Source organism: Maridesulfovibrio ferrireducens, from assembly GCF_016342405.1.
In the GTDB taxonomy this organism is placed as follows: domain Bacteria; phylum Desulfobacterota; class Desulfovibrionia; order Desulfovibrionales; family Desulfovibrionaceae; genus Maridesulfovibrio; species Maridesulfovibrio ferrireducens_A.
Genome location: NZ_JAEINN010000014.1, coordinates 12,794 through 31,897, shown reverse-complemented (window position 1 = coordinate 31,897; position 19,104 = coordinate 12,794). Strand labels below are relative to the sequence as shown.

Below are 19,104 nucleotides of genomic sequence, written 5' to 3'. Positions count from 1 at the left end.
AAATGAATAAAGTAATACTTACAGTCTTGTGTTTGAGTTTTTTAGTTGTTGCCGGATGCAAGACTAAGCAGGGATCTGTCGAGGAAATTATACGCCCTGTAAAAATAATGCAGGTAGGAGAATCTCTTTCCGACAGGCAATGGACCTTTTCCGGTACTGCGGAAGATGCTCTTGAATCGGAACTTTCATTTCGTGTAGGCGGAAAAATTATATCTTTTCCCGGTGACCAGATCGGCAGAAAATTCAGCGCCGGTGATGTTGTCGCTCAGCTTGACCCCGCTGACTATGAGCTGGAAGTTAATCAGATAGAAGCTCAGCTTGAACAGGTCCGTGCAAATTTTACCCGCGCAAAAGCCGATGTGGACAGAGTTGCTCAGCTTTATGACCGTAAGGTAATATCTAAGAGTGAGCTGGATCAGGCCGTTGCTGACTTTAAATCTCAGGAAGCTCATCTGAATGCCACGGCAAAGATGCTCGATATCGCCCGTAAAAAACTTAAATATACAGTTCTTATAGCTCCTTTTGATGGTTGGGTAAGCAAGGTAAATGTTAATATTCATCAAAATGTTCAATCTGGACAGGGTGTAATTGTTTTTAACGCAGGGCGGCAGATGAAGATGAGTATATTACTTCCTGATACTTTGATTTCGCAAGTCAGCGAAGGGGAAGATGTGGAAGTTACTTTTGATGCGCTGCCCGGAAAAGTTATGAAAGGCATTGTCATGGAGGTCGGTATCGGAGCTAATCAGAGGGCTTCTTTTCCGGTTAAGGTTTACCTGAATAACTCTGATAAACTTCTCCGTAGCGGGATGTCAGGGGATGTCAATTTTGCCGGGCGCACAGGAAGCAGTCATATATTTGTTCCACCGTCAGCTGTTGTAGGTAATCCAGATGGCAGCAACCATGTCTGGGTTGTTGAAAATAGTACTATTGTGAAGTTGCGCAAGGTTGATATCGGTTCATTGTCTCCTATAGGTGTTCAGATAAAAGAAGGCTTAAAGGCCGGTGAGACTGTTGTGACGCGTGGAGTTCATTCTCTTAAGGATGGCATGAAGGTTAAAACAGTCGGAGATCTTTCGTGAACATTGCAAAGTGGTGCATTGAAAATAATCGCACATCGATTGCCATTTTCCTGCTCATAGCGCTGGGCGGGGTAATGACTTTTATGAATATTCCCAAGGCGGAAGACCCGGATTTTACTATCCGGACCGGGGTGGTGATAACCGGTTTTCCCGGGGCTTCTCCTCAGCGTGTTGAGGAACTTGTCACGGATAAACTTGAAGAGAAAATTCGTGAAATCGGTGATGTCAAAGTAGTCCGTTCTCAGTCAATGACGGGGATTTCTATTATCGAAGTGGAATTTTATGCTTCCATCAAAAATATGAATCCCATGTGGCAGAAGCTGCGTAACAAAGTCTCGGATGCTCAGCCGACTTTACCGTCAGAGGCGATGACTCCAGTCATCAATGATGAATTCGGAGATGTATTCGGTATTATTATTGCGCTGACGGGGGACGGCTTTTCATATCGTGAACTTAAGGATGTTGCGGATTATACCCGTGATGAATTGCTGATGGTCTCAGGCGTTGGGAAGGTTGATCGCTGGGGCCTTCAGGACGAAAGAATTTATATCGATTTTTCCAACTCGCGTATGGCTGCGGCAGGGGTAAGCCCATTTGCCGTGGGACAGATGATTGATCATCAGAATTCCATAAGACCGAGCGGTTCATCCAAAGTAGGGCCCGACAGAATTTCCATTGAACCGACCGGAGAATTTAAGTCTGTAGACGACATTGCTTCCCTTTCAATGAGGCTTGAAGGCATGAAGTCCAGCATGAAACTTTCCGATGTTACAAAGGTTTCCAGAGGTTTTGCCGATCCGCCGTCTGTAATGAGCCGTTATAACGGTGCTCCCGCCATTATGCTTGCCGTTTCAATGGCAGACGGCAATAATATCATGGAGTTGGGCAAGAGAGTCACAGCAAAGCTTGATCAGCTTTCAGCGAATCTGTATCACGGCATGAATTATAATATTGTCGTGTATCAGCCGGAATATGTAGAAACGGCTGTTAACAATTTTATGATCAATCTACTTGAATCTTTTCTGTTTGTAGTTTTAGTTATTCTCGCATTTGCAGGATTCAGGACTGGCCTTGTTGCGGGGTCGCTGGTCCCGATGGCCATGCTCGGATGTATAGCATTGATGCCGTTTTTTGATGTGGCTTTACAAAGAATATCAATTGCTTCTTTGATAATATCACTGGGGATTTTAGTTGATAACGGAGTAGTCGTTTCAGAGGCTATTCTGGTAAAGCTTGCGGCTGGCGAAGATCGAATGAAGGCTGTTATCGGAGCTGTTTCAGAACTCTGGATGCCGCTTCTTGCCGCTTCTCTGACTACTATTTTTGCGTTTCTTCCCATTCCGCTCGCTGAAAGTACGGTTGGGGAATATTGTTTTTCTCTTTTTGTGGTTGTTACATTGACCCTGTTATGTTCATGGGCCTTATCCATGACCATGATCCCCATGCTTTGTTTTTATGTACTCAAGCCCAAAGTAGTAATTCAGACATTTTCAGGTCGTATGTATAACGTCTACAGAAGTTTACTATTGTTCTGTCTAAAACATCGCACGGCTTTTCTTTCTCTGGTGCTGGTCGGATGTATCGCTGCTTTCTGGGGATTTCAATTTGTTCCGAAAATGTTTTTTCCGCCTAATGAAAGAGCGCAGTTTACAATAGATTTCTGGCAGCCTTTCGGTTCGGATATAAGCACTACAGCTGAGGAAGTTGCAAAGCTTGAGAAGTATCTGCTCGCAGATGAAGGGGTGGATAGTATCGGAACCTTTATAGGTCATGGTGGTCCAAGGTGGTATCTGCCGCTTAACCTCGAACAGCGCAATGACAATCTGGCAACTTTTATTGTTAACACCAGAGCCATTGAAGATGTGGATAAGCTTATAGCCAGAACTCGCACGGAACTTAAAAGCAATTACCCTGATGCAGATTTCAGCCTTAAAAAATTGATGAACGGCCCACCTGTCGGAGCGCCTGTTCAGATTCGTATCTCCGGGCCAGATCAAAAAACATTGTACGCATTAAGAGATAAGATTGAGTTCTTGCTGGAAGCTACTCCCGGAGTTGCCCGTATTTGGGATGACTGGGGGCAGTGGGCTAAAAAGATGGTGGTTGATGTTGATCAGAATAAGGCGCGTGAAGCAGGACTTTCAAGTTTTGATGTCGCAATGAGCCTTCAATCAGGCATGAGCGGCTATCAGGCTTCTACGTATCGCGAGGGTGATGTTAATATTCCGATTGTACTTAGAAGTGAAGATTCTTTTCGTAACAGACTTGATAAGCTTGAAAGTATAAATGTCTATTCATATCAGGACGGCAGAAGTGTACCGCTCAGTCAGATAGCCACATCTGAACTGGTTTGGCAGCCTTCTGATATTCGCCGCAGAGATCAGACTCGGACAATGACAGTTAAGGCCGATCTGTATGATGGATATTTCGCATTGCAAACGCTTGATGCTGTGCGTCCGAAGATAGAAAAAATGATGAAATCTTCCGAATGGCCAATGGGATATTCGGTCAGTTACGGCGGCGAGTTTGAAAAGAGTCAGGAGAGTCAGGAATCAATTAACGCCAACATGCCTCTGGCAATGGGGCTGCTTGTTCTTGTCCTTATCTTTCAGTTTAACTCGTTCAGAAGGCCGCTTATCATCCTTCTGACGTTGCCGCCCATGATGTGCGGAATTACGCCGGGGATGATTCTCACTAATTCTCCTTTCGGATTTATGCCAATGCTGGGAATGATCAGTCTGCTTGGAATTATTGTTAACAATGCGATTATGTTGATAGATAGAATCGAAATGCAGCGTGGTAAGGGTATTGAATTAGCTGATTCAATCGTGCTTGCCTCCCTTGAAAGAGCAAGGCCGATTATTATGACCGCGACGACTACGATTATCGGAATGGTTCCGCTCTCGTTACAAGGGGGCGAAATGTGGCGGCCGATGGCAAACTGCATTATGTCCGGTTTGATGTTTGCTACTGTGCTGACTCTGATTTTGTGTCCGGTTTTATATTCCCTGTTTTTTAAGCAGGGATTTAAAAACTATACATGGAATTCCGCAGTGATTGATAAGGGGCGGGATGTATAGAACCGTTTGAATTTAAATTGTTACTAAAACAGCCCGCAATTTTTAATATAAATTGCGGGCTGTTTTGTTGTTAACAGGTAGAAATAAATAGGTCTTAATTAAAGCTCTTCAAGAATCTGCTGAATGCTGTCGACAAGCCTTTTGGGAGTAGAAGCTCCGGCTGTGAGTCCTATTGTTTTGAAATTTTTAAGCCCATTAAGGGGGAGTTCTTCGGCTATTTCTACATGAGTACACTTTGTTCCGGTTGCTTCAACAACCTGAACTAATCTGCGGGTGTTGCCGCTGATGCGTCCGCCGACAACTATCATGTGATCGACTTTGCTGGAGAGTGCTATAGCTTCTTCCTGCCGCTGGCGGGTTGCGTCACATATGGAGTTAAGCACAATTACATCAAGCCCTTTACTTTCAAGGTATTGAATTATTTCGTCATAAATAATACGGTCTTGAGTGGTTTGTGCTGCAAGACAGTATTTTTTTGAAGGATCCAACTCGATAGATTTGAGCTCTTCTGTGCTGTCGAAGAGACACGTGCCGGAGGGGGCATAGCTTAAAAGTCCTTTAACTTCAGGATGGCTGTCTTCACCGTAAAGCAGGAGGATGCGTCCGTCAGTAGTGTTACGCTTAATAAGGAGCTGTGCTTTTTTTACTTTCGGGCATGTTGCGTCTATTACGTTTATGCCTCTTTCGCGAAGTTCTTCTTCAACGTTTTGCGGAACTCCGTGTGCTCTGATTACAGCAAAAGATCCTCTGGGGATTTCGTCAGCTGAATTGGCAGTTATTACGCCTTTTTTTTCATATTCTTCAAGTACCTGCGGGTTGTGAATGATCGGTCCTAAAATATAGATAGATCCGCGGTCCTTGTTTTCAATTAGTGAGTCCAATTTGTTGAGAGCAAGGTCGACTCCCATACAAAAACCGGCTGTTTCAGCCCTTACTACTTTACTCATTATTTGTAGCCTCCTTTGCAGGCAGCGATTTTTATTTAAGCCTGTTTTATAGGTCGTTATGATATGCATAAATCTACAGGTCAAAGGCGGTTTTGGCAACTTTGTTGTCAAGCATCAAAATTAGTGGCAAGCCATTGACCGCGGAGAGCAAGCAGAGTATTTTCCATAATTCTCTTTAAACAGAATAAATGACAGTAAAATTATAGTGGAGTTTAAAACGATGATTTCTGATATTGTTAGTAAATATAAATCAAGAATTACAGAGTCTTACGATCTTCATCGTAAATATGTTAACCCTCAATTCGTCAGGGTTCTGGAAGTAATTGGATATGACCGGAATTACGTGTCTGCCGAAGGTGCGTATCTGACAGATGCAAAGGGAAAGAAAGTTTTGGATTTTCTCGCGGGATTCGGAGTTTACAATATAGGTCGTAATCACCCTCATGTTGCTGAGGTTCTGCATGAAACTATTGATGCTAAAACAGCCAGTCTTGTTCAAATGGATTTGGGAGTGCTGTCGGGAATGCTTGCTGAAAAGCTTGCTGAGTTAGCTCCGGGCGACCTTGAAGCTGTCTTTTTTACCAATTCCGGAACGGAAGGGGTTGAAGGAGCTCTTAAATTTGCGAGACAGGCCACAGGGCGCCATAAACTCGTTCATTGTGAACATGCTTTTCATGGACTGACTCTCGGTGCGCTTTCTGTGAATGGTAATAAAGAGTTCAGGGGTAGAAATGAACCTTTACTGCCGGACTGTTCAGGAGTTCCTTTTAATGATTTAGATGCTCTTGAGAAAGCTCTTTCCGGTGGTGATGTCGGTGCTTTTATCTTTGAAACAGTTCAGGGCAAGGGCGTTTTTGTGCCCGAAGATGGATATCTTCAAGGCGCGCGTGAATTATGTGATCGTTACGGCACTTTGATGATTGCCGACGAAGTTCAGTGCGGAATGGGTCGAACCGGTAAAATGTTCGCAGTAGACCACTGGGGTGTTAAGCCTGATATATTGGTAATTTCTAAAGCTCTTTCCGGTGGTTATATTCCTGTTGGAGCTGTTATTACCACCCGTGCTATACATGCTAAAATTTTTGATTCAATGGAAAGATGTTTTGCTCATTCAAATACTTTTGGTCAGAACGATCTTGCTATGGCAGCCGGACTGGCAACAATTGAAATAATTGAACAGGAAAAACTTTCAGAGAATGCTGACAGACTGGGTGAGCGTATTATTAAAGGAATGCGGGAACTTGCTGAAAAGTATGAAATGTTGACCGAAGTTCGCGGAAAAGGACTTATGATCGGGATGCAGTTCGGCGAACCAAAGTCTTTGGCTCTTAAAGCAAGCTGGAAGCTGCTTCATAAAATGAATGATGATTTGTTCTGTCAGATGATAACCATGCCGTTGCTTGAGAAGCATGATATTTTAAGTCAGGTTGCCGGGCACGGTCTTGATACTGTTAAAATTCTTCCGCCGCTAATGATTAATGATGATGACGTAGACAAGTTTCTCGCAGCAATGGACTCGGTGCTGAAAGAAGCTCATAAAATCACAGGTTCAGGCTGGAAAACCGTTAAAGATCTGGGGATTCGTACAGCCCGTACTTCTTAGTAGTCTGAGCTTCGTTTAAAAGCTGCTTCCGACGCTTCTCAACATATTGAAAAGACCCGAATATTTTATAAAGTTTCGGGCGTATTTTCTGTGGATATATTCAAAAAAATTCAGAATTTTTTGATTCTTGTTATTTGGCGCATGGTTCGCACCTGCCCCGGAACAATAGTCATATGCGGTCTTGTTCTAGCTATTATTTGCGGAGTTTCTTCCGCTTTGTATCTTAAGCTGGACAGTGATCAGGATAATTTACTTTCTCATGACCTTCCTTTTCAGAAGCGAAATCTTGAGCAGATTAAGAATTTCGGCGATCAGGAATATATGTTCGTGGTCATTGAGACCGGCGGGACAGATAAGGGTAAGGAGCAGGCTGCTCTTTTTGCCTCATCTCTTGCATCGAAGCTTGAAGGAAAGCCTAATGTAATTAGAGAAGTTCATTATGCCATGTCCGCAAGGGATATGGGGCCGGGCGTATTGATGTTTGCTTCGGAAGATGAACTGCGTGATTTTGTTAAGCTTGCCCGCAATATAGGGCCGCTTGGTAATGAATGGTTCAATGGGCCGGGGCTGGCAAAGTTTCTGGATATGAATGCGGAACTGCTCAGCGGTAAAAAAGATATGGGCGGAGCCGCTGATCCTGAAATGCTCATTCCCATGGTGGGGGCTTTGGATTCGCTGGTCGGAAAAATGGAAAGTGTCCTTAATAAGGGAACTGTTTTATCTGAAAATTCCGGTCCTGTGTTGAATTTGGATAAAGCCGGAATGCAGTATTTTTATACCCGCAACGGCAAACTCCTGATCATGCGTATTCTGCCTAAAAAAGATTTTGCGGCAATGTCTGTTATTGGTCAGGCTCTTAAAGTTGTTCGTGATTCTCTGAATCAGACCCGTGAAGAATTTCCAGAGGTCAGCGCCGGACTTACCGGACGGCCTGTTCTTTCGGCTGATGAAATGATCACCACTAATGACGATATGACTCTTGCCTCAATTGTCTCTGTTCTGCTGGTGGGGCTGTTGTTTATGATAGTTCTTCATGGCTGGCTCAGGCCTGCGCTGGTTATGTTTTCCCTTTTTTGCGCCATGGCGTGGACTTTCGGATTTGCTCTGGTAACGCTGGGAAGTCTTAATCTTTTATCTATTGTTTTCGCGCTTGTTCTCGTCGGAATCGGTGTGGATTTCGGTATTCATGTTGTTCTACGATATGTTGAGGGTACGGCTGCGGGCCTTTCGCCTGAAGACGCGGTTGAAGAATCATTGATGCATACCGGTCCGGGTGTTCTTCTTGGCGGAATAACCTCCGTATGTGCTTTTTATGCCGTGTTAGGACAGGAATTCGTGGGGCTGGCCGAGCTTGGACTTATTGGTGGAACCGGAATCATTTTCTGTCTTATTTCCATGCTGACGGTTCTTCCATCACTTTTGCTTATTGCCGGAAGACGTAATCTTTTCCCTTCATCTCATCCGCGTATGGCGACCATGCCCTTTATGGATAAGGTTATTTCACGCCCGAAATCAGTTCTTGCTGTCGCTTTGATATTGTCGGCACTTGCCTATCCGGGGTTGAAGAATGCCGGATTTAATTACAATCTGCTTGATCTTCAAGCAAAAGGTCTTGAATCCGTTGAGTATGAACATAAATTAATTAATGACTCTGACGAATCTACTTGGTTCGCGGTTATGACAAGGCCCGATCTAGAAAGCGTTACAGCTCTTACGCAGCAACTGAAAAATATTCCTTCGGTGGGCAGGATTGATTCTATTTTGAATTTTTTGCCTGAAGGTCAAAAGGAAAAGGCTCAGATTCTTCGTGGTGAAGCTAAGTATTTAGACGGCATGGATTTTAATGCACCTCCTGTGGCGCTTGTGTCTGATCAGGTTTCAGGCTCACTTGAAAAGTTGACGGATTCGCTCGAAGGTATAGAGGAAAAGTTGTTTTCTGCCGGAGCGAAAGAAGAATTGCAGCTTGTTTCAGATCTTTTGGATAAGGCTTCGTCCTGTATAGCTTTGATAGATAAAAATCCATCGGCTGTTCAAAATCTTGTGCCGATTCAGACCCGTTTGGTAAGTGAGCTTTCGTCTTCATTCAAATGGATTAAAGAAATTTTAGAAGTTCGTTCTGTAAAATCTGACGACCTGCCGGAACATTTGCGTTCTTTATATATAGGTAGAGACGGCAGTTTTATGGTTAAAATTGCTGCTGTGGGCAATGTCTGGGATTTTGAGTTGTTGAAATCTTTTGTCGCGGACCTTAGAAAAATTGATCCGGAAGTTACGGGCGTTCCGGTTGTTGTCCTTGAATCTTCACTGCTTATGCGTGACACATTCACCGAAGCCGCCGTGCTTACAATTGTATTGGTATCAATAATTTTATTTTTTACTTCATTCAGTGTAAGCTATGTATTGCTTACTCTTATTCCTTTGATTGTAGGTATTTTCTGGTTACTTGAAGTGATGGGGGGGACGGGATTAAGTTTTAATTTAGCTAATTTCTTTGCGATCCCTGTTCTTATCGCCATTGGAGTAGACGGCGGAGTTCATTTTCTTGCCAGATGGAAAGAACTTGCAAAAGGTGAACGACTCTACGACACGAGTACTCCTGTTGCTGTGGGCTTAAGTTTTTGTACCACAATGATTGGTTTCGGCGGGTTGCTTTTGGCTCATCACAGAGGGCTTGCTTCCCTCGGCGGAATCATGGTTGTCGGCTCTGCAACTTGTATGGTCGGATGTATGGTCATATTGCCTGCTGTTTTCAGACTGATCGAACAGTTTAAGGGGAGAAAAAATCTATAATGTTAAGAAAAATATTAGCGATTACTTTTATTTTGATTTTATCTGTTGCGGGTGCTGTCTCTTCTGCTGGCGCGGCTGAATCATTTAAATTTGTCATTATTGAGCCTGGTCAGCCCGGAACATCCGCAGATGCTCAGCCGGTAATGGATTCACTTGCAGAGTATGTTTCCGAAAAACTTGGTAAGCCTGCAACCGGTGTTTATTTTAATGAATTGGAACCTGCTCTTAAATATCTTGATGAGAATAAACCGATATGGGGTATTTGTGGATTAACGTTTTTCACTAGCTACTCAGATAAATATATAATGACCCCTATTGCATCCACTTTGCCGCAGGGACTTGATAAAGATGTCTGGAGAATTCTGGCTCCGTGTGACGGGCCGGACTCTGTGAAAGATATTAAAGGGACTGTTTTCGGTTCTATGCTTTATACTCCTGAATCCCGCAAAATCCTTTTTAAAAAAGATGAAGTTGAAAATCAGCTCGTAATTGAAGGGACATCAAGGCCTCTCAGTAAATTGCGCTGGGTTAATAAAGGGAAGGCTGCCGGAGTATGTCTGAACGCAGTTCAGTATTCGGTGCTTAGCGGAACGGATCGTTTTTCCGGTGTGAAGGTTGTTTACGAATCGGGGAAACTTCCTAACAGTCCTGTGGTATGGTTCGGCAAGGTGACTGATGATTCTTTTCGACTTCAGGCGATTTTGCTTGATATGAAAGACGATCCTGCGGCTGCAAGTTTACTGAAACTTTTGCAGACTAACGGATTCGGACCTGCTGATAAGGAGCTTAAATGATTTTATCCTTTCGCATCGTGATGATCGCAATTTTAGGATGTTTTATCTGCAGTTGTGCAGCTCAAACCGGTGCAACTGCCACAGTCCCAACGATTGAGTATAAAACAAAAGATGTTTCTCTTTGGAAATCATGCACCCTAAAACAAGCTGAATCACTTGCTGCCAGCAGTAAGGATGCGGATAATCTTGAATCTGCAATTTGTTATGCTTGGTTGCTTGAAAGTGGAACAGTTACTAAAACTGATGATGCTATTGCCGGGCGAAAAGTTATCGATACATATCTTAAGAAAAATCCTAAAAGCGGAGTGGGACATTATATTTCTGCGTTTTTAGCTGGTAAAGAGGCGCAACTTTCGCCCTTGCGTGGGCTTGACCTTGTGCCTGTCTTGGAGCAAGAAGCACTGTTGGCTGAAAAGCTTTCTCCCGAAGTTGATTTCGGTGGACCTGACCGTATGCTGGGTGAGCTTTATTTAGAAGCTCCTTCTCCTCCACTAAGTGTAGGAAATATCGGTAAGTCTTTAGTTCATTTTGAGAAAGCTGTAAAAATTAGTCCTGACTTTTATTTGAATCACCTTGGATACGGCGCTGCTTTGCTTGAAGATGGTGAAAAAGCTAAAGCGTGTGCTCATTTTTCACAGGCTTTAAAGAGTAAAGGTTTTGATAAGAAATCATTAAAAACAGATACATATGAGAAGTTAGTAGGCGCATGTCAAAAAGCACCTGCTGCTAAAAAATAATAAACCCGCCGTTTTTAGGGCGGCAAAGAGGATAGGACTTTGGCAATTCCTGCAATACAGATAGCTCGACTTGGGAAATATATTCTTTCACAGACACTTAAGGGGAATAAACATTATCCGTTGGTTCTTATGCTGGAGCCTTTGTTCCAGTGCAACTTGCGTTGCAAAGGATGCGGAAAAATTAATCAGCCTGCATCAGTTTTAAACCAGCGTTTGTCTTTTGACGAGTGTATAGCTGCAGTTGAAGAATGCGGCGCACCGATTGTTTCAATCCCTGGTGGCGAACCTCTTCTGCATCCTGAAATTCCTGCTATTGTCAAAGAATTAGTCAGGCGTAAAAAGTTTGTATATCTTTGCACCAACGGAATTCTTATTCCTGAACGCATCAATCAGTTTAAGCCTAGTCCATATCTTACTTTCAATATCCACCTCGATGGTTTGGAAGAAGTGCATGATAATATTGTCTGCAAGCAGGGCGTATTCCAGTCCGCAATCAGATCAATTAAATTGCTTAAATCCAAAGGGTTCAGAGTTAATACGAATACCACTCTTTTCGGTGGGCAGACCCCTGAAAATGCAGCTGCGTTCTTTGATTTCCTCACCGGACTTGGTGTTGATGGAATGACTCTTTCAGCCGCGTTCAGCTATGAAGCCGCAGCCGATCAGGACAGTTTCCTTACTCGTGACCAGAGCAAAAAACTTTTTCGCGAAATTTTTAGACTCGGCAAAGGGAAAAAATGGGATTTCAGCCACAGCAGCTTTTATCTCGATTTCCTCGCCGGAAATCAGGATTATTCCTGTTCCCCTTGGGGAAATCCTTGTCGTTCCGTGCATGGTTGGCAGCGTCCCTGCTATCTGCTTGAAGACGGATTTGTTCCAACTTACAAGGAACTTATGGAACAGACTGATTGGGATAAATACGGAGTGGGTAACGATCCTCGCTGTGCAAACTGCATGGTGCATTGCGGATTTGAACCAACCTCTGTTGCCGATTCAGTAAAGCGTCCTATTAAAGGAGCAATGCTTGCTCTTAGGGGCTTAAATTTAGATTAAATTGTCTCCGACGGCCAAAGGGCTAACTTTAATTAAAAAAATCCTCTGGAGCTAAGCTTGAGAGGATTTTTTATTTGAAGTAGTAATTACAGGTTTCTTTTTATTAGACTTTCTAACCTATTAAAAAGTTTTGGGAGTCTTGAACACTTTTCCCAAAAAGGTTCAAGCCGCCGGAGGCTCTTCTTCTTTTTCACACAAAAATTTTACCGAGGCTTTTAAGAGCCTTGGAATAATCCATTCCCATCGGTATCAGTTCAAGGATCAGGGAAGGGCGGTTTGCAATTGCTTTTAAAATCGGAGTCAGTTGTGTTTTGCCGTCGGCTGTAACTCCGTTTAAAGATTCGGCTGGAATTGCTCTGGTTGATGCGTCACTGACAGCGCGAATACAGGCGAAGGGTATTCCTTCTTTTGCGGCAACTTGTGCCACGGCAATGCTTTCCATATCTGCGGCAAGAGCTCCTGTTTTGTCGTGGAGCGAAGTCTTTTCTTGTTGTGTCATCACTGGAGCTGCGGCTGTAACCATGGGGCCGGAAGGAATTCGTCTATAGGCCGGCAGGAGTTCTTTACGAGTATCAGCATCCTGTTCAGATTCATGCCAGGGTTCAATCTCAGGTATTTCTGAGTGAATTGTGGAAGCCGCTAAAAGATCTCCAGCAGATGTTCCGCGAGCCAGTCCTCCTGAAACTCCGGCACTGAGTATCAGGTTCGGTTTTTTTTGTGCAAGTAGATTTGCCGCCTCCGCAGCCCGCTCAGTTCCTATTCCTGAGATTATGCACATAAAGAGATTTCCGCCCGGTAAAATCCCTGAAAGCAGTTCAAATCTTCCAAGCATACTCTTTTCTGATACAGGGCAAATAGCTTTTGCTTCCTGCTCCATAGCCGCAACGATTCCAACTGTTTTATCTGGCATATTATATTCCTTTTTTTACTGATGAATCGGCAAGATAGATTAGAAGGACAGTATGGTAAAGAGCCGCAGGGCTTTATTTGACCTGCGGCTCTTTATTTGTATCAGATATAATTTAAGAGCCGGGTTTATCCCGAACAACATCCACCCGAAGACAGTTTCTTTTCTTTAGATTCATCATCTGGGGCGTTGAATTTTTTTAGTCCTTCGGCAAGATCAATCAAGCGGGTGTTAGCTTTGCCATAGATCGAATCAGCGGGATATCCATTTTCAGGATCGCTTTCTCCTGCTGGAATTCCAGTCAGAATTTCAACCCCCTGCGCGATGTTTTCAACCGACCAGATGTGGAACTTGCCTTCTTTGACGGCTTCGACAACGTCTTTACGTAGCATAAGATCTTTAACATTAGGTTCGGGGATCATTACTCCCTGTTTGCCTGTTAATCCTGCATGCTTGCAGCACAGATAGAACCCTTCAATTTTTTGGTTCACGCCGCCGATCGGCTGAACTTCTCCTTTCTGATTAACTGAACCTGTGACAGCAATGTCCTGACGGAGGGGGACATCTGCCAGACTTGAGAGCAGGGCATAAAGTTCGGTTGAGGATGCTGAGTCACCGTCAATTCCGCCATATGATTGTTCAAAAGCGATACTTGCGGTGAGAGATAGAGGTTTATCCTGTGCGAATTTTTGTCTTAAGAAGCCGGATAAAATGAATATTCCTTTGTTATGAGTGGGGCCGGACATATCAGACTCACGCTCAATGTTTATAATTCCTCCTTTACCCATGGCGGTCACAGCTGTGATTCGCGATGGTTTTCCGAAGGAATAATCGCCGAGTGAATATACAGCCAGTCCATTAACCTGACCGACTTTTGCGCCGTCGGTATCAACATAAATACTACCGCGGTCGATCATTTCCTGAAGCCGCTCTTCCATTTGGTTGGAGCGTTTTCTGTGGGCATTGATAGCTTTATCTACATGGTCAGAGGTTACGAATGTTGATCCGTTGCGTCCTGCAAAGTAGTTTGCTTCTCCCATAAGGTCTGCCAGCAAAGGAAACGATGTTGATATTTTTTCTTGCCGTCCCGACATTCGCACTGATTGTTCGATAATGGCGGCCACACCTGAGCGGTCAAAATCCATCAGTTTATCTTTTTTAACCATATTGCTTACGAAGCTTGAAACAGCGGTAACCGCGTCATTATCAAGGTCCATAGATGTTTCAAAATCTGCTCTTACTTTGAATATTTTTGAAACATCGGGGTCATAATGACGAAGCAATTGGTAAAGGTGCGGTTCGCCTAGAACAACAACTTTAACGTCCATTTCAATCGGTTCAGGTTTCAGCCCTGACGGAGATATGAAGTAATAAGGGTCAAAGGTCTGAATTTCTATTTTTTCAGTTTTAAGCGATCGTTTTAGGGTGGGCCATACTCCCGGTTCCACAATGGAATCCATGAGGTTGATGACCAGATAGCCGCCGTTCGCCTTAATAAATGAACCCGCCTGAATTTTCGTAAAGTCAGTGCGCCATCCACCGTGTCGGTCCATCACTCTTTCAATTGATCCGAACAGGTTCCGATAAGTAGGGTAGGTTTCAAAAATTACGGGAGGACTGGTTTGTTCAGAGTTGTCCACTAGTAAATTTACCTGATAAGGATGAAGAATAGCTTCTGCCTGTGGCGGCATAAACATCATTCCACCTTCACCCGGTTGCGGTTTTTTACCGATCATTCTTAATGATTCAAGATCGTCGCTCATATGCTCAAGCATATCATCAAAATGTTTACATATTTTTTCGTCAGGATATTTTTCTTGTAGCGAGCTGATCAGGTCTTGAGCCAGAGTCATGAACATCATCTTGTCTACTTCTTCGCTTTTCTTTTTCACCTCTTTTTGAAGTTTGCGGACTTGTAGCAGTATGTTGTCTACATCATCTTTCAGCTCTTTTTGTTTTTCTTTCAGTCTGTCAAATTCTTCACGCGGAAAACGCCCTTTTTCAACCTTTTCTTCCAGCTGAATCATCCGCATCGGTTCCCCGTCAACTAACGGCACTACGTCCGGGCGTTGAAAGGGGCCCATTTGCATGTTTACAATGACCAGTCCGGAATCTTTCACTTTATCTTCGATTCCTTGAAAGAATTCTCTGGTCTGCTTTTCATGCAGCTCGATAATTTCATTTTTACGTGCGATGTATTCCTGACTTTCAAATAATTGAGGAACTTCACGTTTGATATTTTCTAAAAAGTCGTGGATATCTTTTTTAAAAACAGAACCTTCGCCTGCTGCCATGCGGATAAGGATAGGCGATTCAGTTGCTTTAAAATTATTTACGTAGAGAAGGTCATCCGGGCTTTTATCTGATTTAGATAAGTCCTTGAGAAGTTTTTTGACAGTTGCCTGTTTACCGGTTCCTGCCGGGCCGGTTACAAAAATATTATATCCTTTCAGGGGCATGCCCATTCCGAATTTAAAAGCTTCGACGCCACGGCTTTGTCCGATGATCTCTTCGTCTACTTCAAGGTCTTTTGTCGAGTTGAAGGGTAGCTCTTCGGGAACAAGGGTCCATCGGAGTTGTTCCTGCTTGAGTTCTCTGCTTTCAAGGGTAGAAGTCATACTGATCTCCGTATTGAATTCTATTCAGCGGTTATGAAGATTGTTTTTTGCGGTTTAATGATGCACTTGAGCAGTACTATTTCCAGTACTCCATCCTTAAATGTGGCTCTTACATTTTCCGGATCGACCCGGCATGGAAGTGGGATAGTCTTTTTAAAATGGTTGGTTTTTCGGCCGCCTTGGAAGGTAACCTTTTTTTCACCGGAAATAGTCATAGTCGTTTCAGTTACAGAAACTCCCAGATCTTCAGCCTGAAAACCGGGCATGGTGGTTCTTACCACAAGTGTTTCATTCTGTTCTTTCATTTCAGTTCTGGGGGTGCAGTCAATTATTCCGCAAACTGAAGGGATGCCGTAATCCACACATAGACTGTCAAAGAGTCTATCCATATCATTTTTAAGTTTTTCTATTTCCCGGCTTCCCCACGAAGTAAGATTGGGCATGTGTAATCTCCTTATTATATCTAGTGGGAATATAAGTTGTATATAAGTTATCACACGGCTGAAAAGATTAGCAACTGCTTTAACAAGGAAAACCAGTTTTTTACTTGATTTGGTAAAAAGGAATGTATTTTGATGGTGCAGATGGAATAATTAAGTAAAAAATGTGATTTTAATCTTATAAATATAACGAAGTTGTTTTTTTGCACCTGTTCAGCCTTGCATGTTCATGGTTCATAAGATATTTGGTTCATCTCTTCAGGATTGTTAAAAAAGACATAGAAAGTGTTTTTGATATGTTTTTAATTATCCTGATCATGTGGAACGTAATAAATTTTTGAGGAGTGAACATGAAAAGATTATTAGTAATTCTTATGGTTGCTATGATGTTGGCCTTCGCAGTCATGGCTCAGGCTTCTGATGATTCATGGAACAAAGTTAAGGATAGCGGAAAGCTCGCAATCGGGCTTGATGATGCTTTCCCTCCAATGGGTTTCCGTCTTGATGACGGCAAACTTGTCGGCTTTGATATTGATGCGGCAGAAGAAGTCGGAAAGCGCCTCGGACTCAAGATTGTATGGCAGCCTACCGCATGGGACGGAGTTATTCACTCTCTCAATTCAAATAAATTTGACTGTATCTGGAATGGTATGACTATCACTGCTGAACGTCAGGCTAAGGTTCTTTTTTCAAAGCCTTACATCATGGACGGACAGATTGCAGTTGTTGCTATGGGTAACAAAGAAGTAAAGTCTTCCAAAGAACTCGGTGGCAAAATCGTTGGTGTTCAGAAAGGTTCCCCTGCTTTGGAAGCTGCAAAGAGTCTGAAACCTGCTCCTGTTGAAATTCGTGAATATGACACCAACCCTAAAGCATTCCTCGACCTCGAAGCCGGTCGTATTTCTGCTGTTGTTGTTGATAACATTGCAGGCCGTTATTACATGTCCACCCGTCCCGGAAAATACATGGGTCTGCCCGGATTCATTTCCAGCGAACCTTTCGGTATTGCTTTTCGCATGAATGATAAATCCCTTGAAGAAAAAGTTCAGTCTACCATTGATGAAATGGTTGCTGACGGAACAATGGGTAAAATCTCCCGCAAGTGGTTCGGTGAAGATATTACCAATCCTGCTAAATGGTAAAAAATGATTACTTTAGATAATAAATTCGGAAAGAGCGGGGCTTTTTTGGCCTCGCTCTTTCTCTTGTTTACCCTCCTTACGGTTACGGCTGTTTCAGAGGCCGGAGAAAAGTCCGACGCGATTCTTAAACAGGCGCGTGATGCTCTGTCGCTTGGTCATATTGATCAGGCACAGGTTTTGTTTGAGCAAATTCCTGCTCCCGGACCGGAAGGTGATGACGGTGAGTTTGTATATTCCCGCATGCAGCTTGCGCGGCTTAATTTTTCCCTTGAAGATCTGAGCAAGGCTAAAAAATACAGCGAAGAGATTATTGCGGTTTATCCCGATAATATTGAAGCTAAAAATTTTATAGCATCTGTGGATAGGTCTATCCGTCCGCAATGGCGTCAGGTTGTCGATGACTGCCTGCGCTTTTTGCCGTCGCTGCTTAAGGGTGCGACCATGACGCTTGTGCTCGTATTTTTTACAATGTTAGTTTCGCCTATCGGCGGACTACTCATTGCGCTGGGTAAGATAAGCAAGATTCAGCCTTTTTCCGGCATAAGCTGGTTTATTATCTGGTTTTTTCGCGGCACACCGCTTCTTTTACAACTTTTCTTTATTTATTACGGTTTGCCGGCGATGGGGATTACCTTATCCCCGCTTGTTTCAGCCTTGATCGGTCTGGGAATTAACTATTCCGCATATCTTGCTGAAATCATCCGGGCTGGAATTGAATCAATTGATCATGGACAGACCGAAGCAGCTAAAGCTCTTGGAATGACCTACTCCCAGACTATGCGCCGGGTTATAATTCCTCAGACTTATAAGAGAATCATTCCTCCGTTTGCCAATGAATTTATTGCACTCATCAAGGATACAGCACTTGTTTCAACCATTGCGATGGTAGAGCTTATGCGTGCGGCAGACCAGATGTTCAACGCATATTTTAATATTACTGTGCTTGTTCTTGCTGCATTTATTTATCTTATTTTTACAACCGTGTTCACCTTTGCTTTCGAGAAACTCGAATACAAGGTGGGGGTATACGAAAGGCGTTAAATGGAAACCATTTTAGAATTAAAACAGGTTGTTAAATCTTTCGGATCTCTCACTGCGGTCAATCATATCGACCTTAAAATTAAGCGCGGAGAGAAGGTGGTTATTGTCGGGCCAAGCGGGTCTGGCAAATCCACTCTTTTACGGACAATGAACTTTTTAGAAACTATTGATTCCGGTGAAATTTTATTTGAGAAAGAGCCTTGTGGATATGTAACCCGTGGCGATAAACTAGTACTTGATTCTCAAAAAAAGCTTTGTGCTTTACGCTCTGAAATCGGCATGGTTTTTCAGCAGTTCAATCTTTTCCCGCACATGACAGTTCTTCAGAATGTGATGGAAGGGCAGATAACTGTATTGAAAAAAAGCAAAGCCGAAGCAAAAGATACAGCTTATAAAATGCTTGATAAAGTAGGTCTTCCTGATCGCTCGGATGTTTATCCAGTGACTCTTTCAGGCGGACAAAAACAGCGTGTCGCCATTGCCCGCGCGCTTGCAATGCAGCCCAAGATGATGCTTTTTGACGAACCTACGTCTGCGCTTGATCCTGAACTTGTCGGAGAAGTTTTCGACACAATACGGTCGCTTGCAAACGAAGGAATGACTATGGTAATCGTCACCCATAATATGGGATTTGCACGCGAAGTTGCGGATACGGTAATTTTTATGGAACAGGGAGATTTTATTGCAAAGGGAACTCCTGATGAATTCTTTTCTTCTAAGGTTTTGCATCCGAGAATCAGCGAGTTTTTAGACAAGCTGTTATAGATATCTCCTCCCGGGGAAACCGGTAACGAGCCGGAACTGAAAGTAGAGACGCCTGTGGATTATTCCGCAGGCGTCTTGTTTTGTGTGCTTGCAGTTAATGGTTTG

At 43.4% G+C, this 19,104-nt stretch carries 14 protein-coding genes; 10 read left to right on the top strand and 4 right to left on the bottom strand.

Features of this window, described 5'->3' with window-relative positions; genetic code table 11:
- Window positions 1-2: 2 nt before the first annotated feature.
- Window positions 3-1,082: an efflux RND transporter periplasmic adaptor subunit gene (locus JEY82_RS14745; protein ID WP_304086931.1), complete on the top strand. Its 1,080-nt coding sequence runs from the start codon at window positions 3-5 to the stop codon at window positions 1,080-1,082.
- Window positions 1,079-4,162: an efflux RND transporter permease subunit gene (locus JEY82_RS14740; protein ID WP_304086929.1), complete on the top strand. Its 3,084-nt coding sequence runs from the start codon at window positions 1,079-1,081 to the stop codon at window positions 4,160-4,162. Before JEY82_RS14745 ends, JEY82_RS14740 begins: the two co-directional genes overlap by 4 nt.
- A 98-nt stretch (window positions 4,163-4,260) precedes the next feature.
- Here the strand turns inward: JEY82_RS14740 and ispH are convergent, their stop codons facing one another.
- Window positions 4,261-5,109, bottom strand: a complete 849-nt coding sequence (gene ispH / locus JEY82_RS14735; RefSeq protein ID WP_304086926.1) for a 4-hydroxy-3-methylbut-2-enyl diphosphate reductase — start codon at window positions 5,107-5,109, stop codon at window positions 4,261-4,263.
- A 220-nt stretch (window positions 5,110-5,329) separates the two neighbouring features.
- On the opposite strand from ispH, the gene JEY82_RS14730 reads away from it, so the two are divergent.
- From JEY82_RS14730 to hpnH, 5 genes are all read left to right on the top strand, one after another.
- Window positions 5,330-6,712: an aspartate aminotransferase family protein gene (locus JEY82_RS14730; protein WP_304086924.1), complete on the top strand. Its 1,383-nt coding sequence runs from the start codon at window positions 5,330-5,332 to the stop codon at window positions 6,710-6,712.
- A 90-nt stretch (window positions 6,713-6,802) separates the two neighbouring features.
- Entirely contained in the window at window positions 6,803-9,502 is a 2,700-nt protein-coding gene (locus JEY82_RS14725; protein WP_304086921.1) for an MMPL family transporter, read from the top strand.
- The gene (locus tag JEY82_RS14720) at window positions 9,502-10,296 is read left to right on the top strand and encodes a PhnD/SsuA/transferrin family substrate-binding protein (RefSeq protein WP_304086920.1); all 795 of its coding nucleotides are present in this window, start codon (window positions 9,502-9,504) and stop codon (window positions 10,294-10,296) included. Before JEY82_RS14725 ends, JEY82_RS14720 begins: the two co-directional genes overlap by 1 nt.
- A complete protein-coding gene (locus JEY82_RS14715; protein ID WP_304086918.1) occupies window positions 10,293-11,033 on the top strand; it encodes a hypothetical protein in 741 nt (246 codons plus the stop codon). Before JEY82_RS14720 ends, JEY82_RS14715 begins: the two co-directional genes overlap by 4 nt.
- 39 nt (window positions 11,034-11,072) lie before the next feature.
- Window positions 11,073-12,086, top strand: coding sequence for an adenosyl-hopene transferase HpnH (gene hpnH / locus JEY82_RS14710; protein ID WP_304086915.1), 1,014 nt, complete (start codon window positions 11,073-11,075; stop codon window positions 12,084-12,086).
- A gap of 190 nt (window positions 12,087-12,276) precedes the next feature.
- Here the strand turns inward: hpnH and JEY82_RS14705 are convergent, their stop codons facing one another.
- From JEY82_RS14705 to JEY82_RS14695, 3 genes are all read right to left on the bottom strand, one after another.
- Window positions 12,277-12,996 carry a phosphorylase gene (locus JEY82_RS14705; RefSeq protein ID WP_304086912.1) on the bottom strand — a complete coding sequence of 240 codons (720 nt, stop codon included), beginning with the start codon at window positions 12,994-12,996 and terminating at the stop codon, window positions 12,277-12,279.
- Window positions 12,997-13,121: 125 nt separating this feature from the next.
- Entirely contained in the window at window positions 13,122-15,611 is a 2,490-nt protein-coding gene (locus tag JEY82_RS14700) for a Lon protease family protein (protein WP_304086910.1), read from the bottom strand.
- Window positions 15,612-15,631: 20 nt separating this feature from the next.
- Entirely contained in the window at window positions 15,632-16,054 is a 423-nt protein-coding gene (locus JEY82_RS14695) for an Hsp20/alpha crystallin family protein (protein ID WP_304086907.1), read from the bottom strand.
- Between the two features lie 347 nt (window positions 16,055-16,401).
- Between JEY82_RS14695 and JEY82_RS14690 the strand changes: the two genes are divergently transcribed.
- Genes JEY82_RS14690 through JEY82_RS14680 form a run of 3 tightly spaced genes read left to right on the top strand, consistent with a single transcriptional unit; the run spans window position 16,402 to window position 18,999 of the window.
- Window positions 16,402-17,193, top strand: a complete 792-nt coding sequence (locus JEY82_RS14690; protein WP_304086904.1) for an amino acid ABC transporter substrate-binding protein — start codon at window positions 16,402-16,404, stop codon at window positions 17,191-17,193.
- Between the two features lie 3 nt (window positions 17,194-17,196).
- Complete coding sequence (locus JEY82_RS14685; protein ID WP_304086901.1) at window positions 17,197-18,234, top strand: amino acid ABC transporter permease; 1,038 nt, start codon at window positions 17,197-17,199, stop codon at window positions 18,232-18,234.
- Entirely contained in the window at window positions 18,235-18,999 is a 765-nt protein-coding gene (locus tag JEY82_RS14680) for an amino acid ABC transporter ATP-binding protein (protein ID WP_304086898.1), read from the top strand.
- Window positions 19,000-19,104 lie beyond the last annotated feature (105 nt).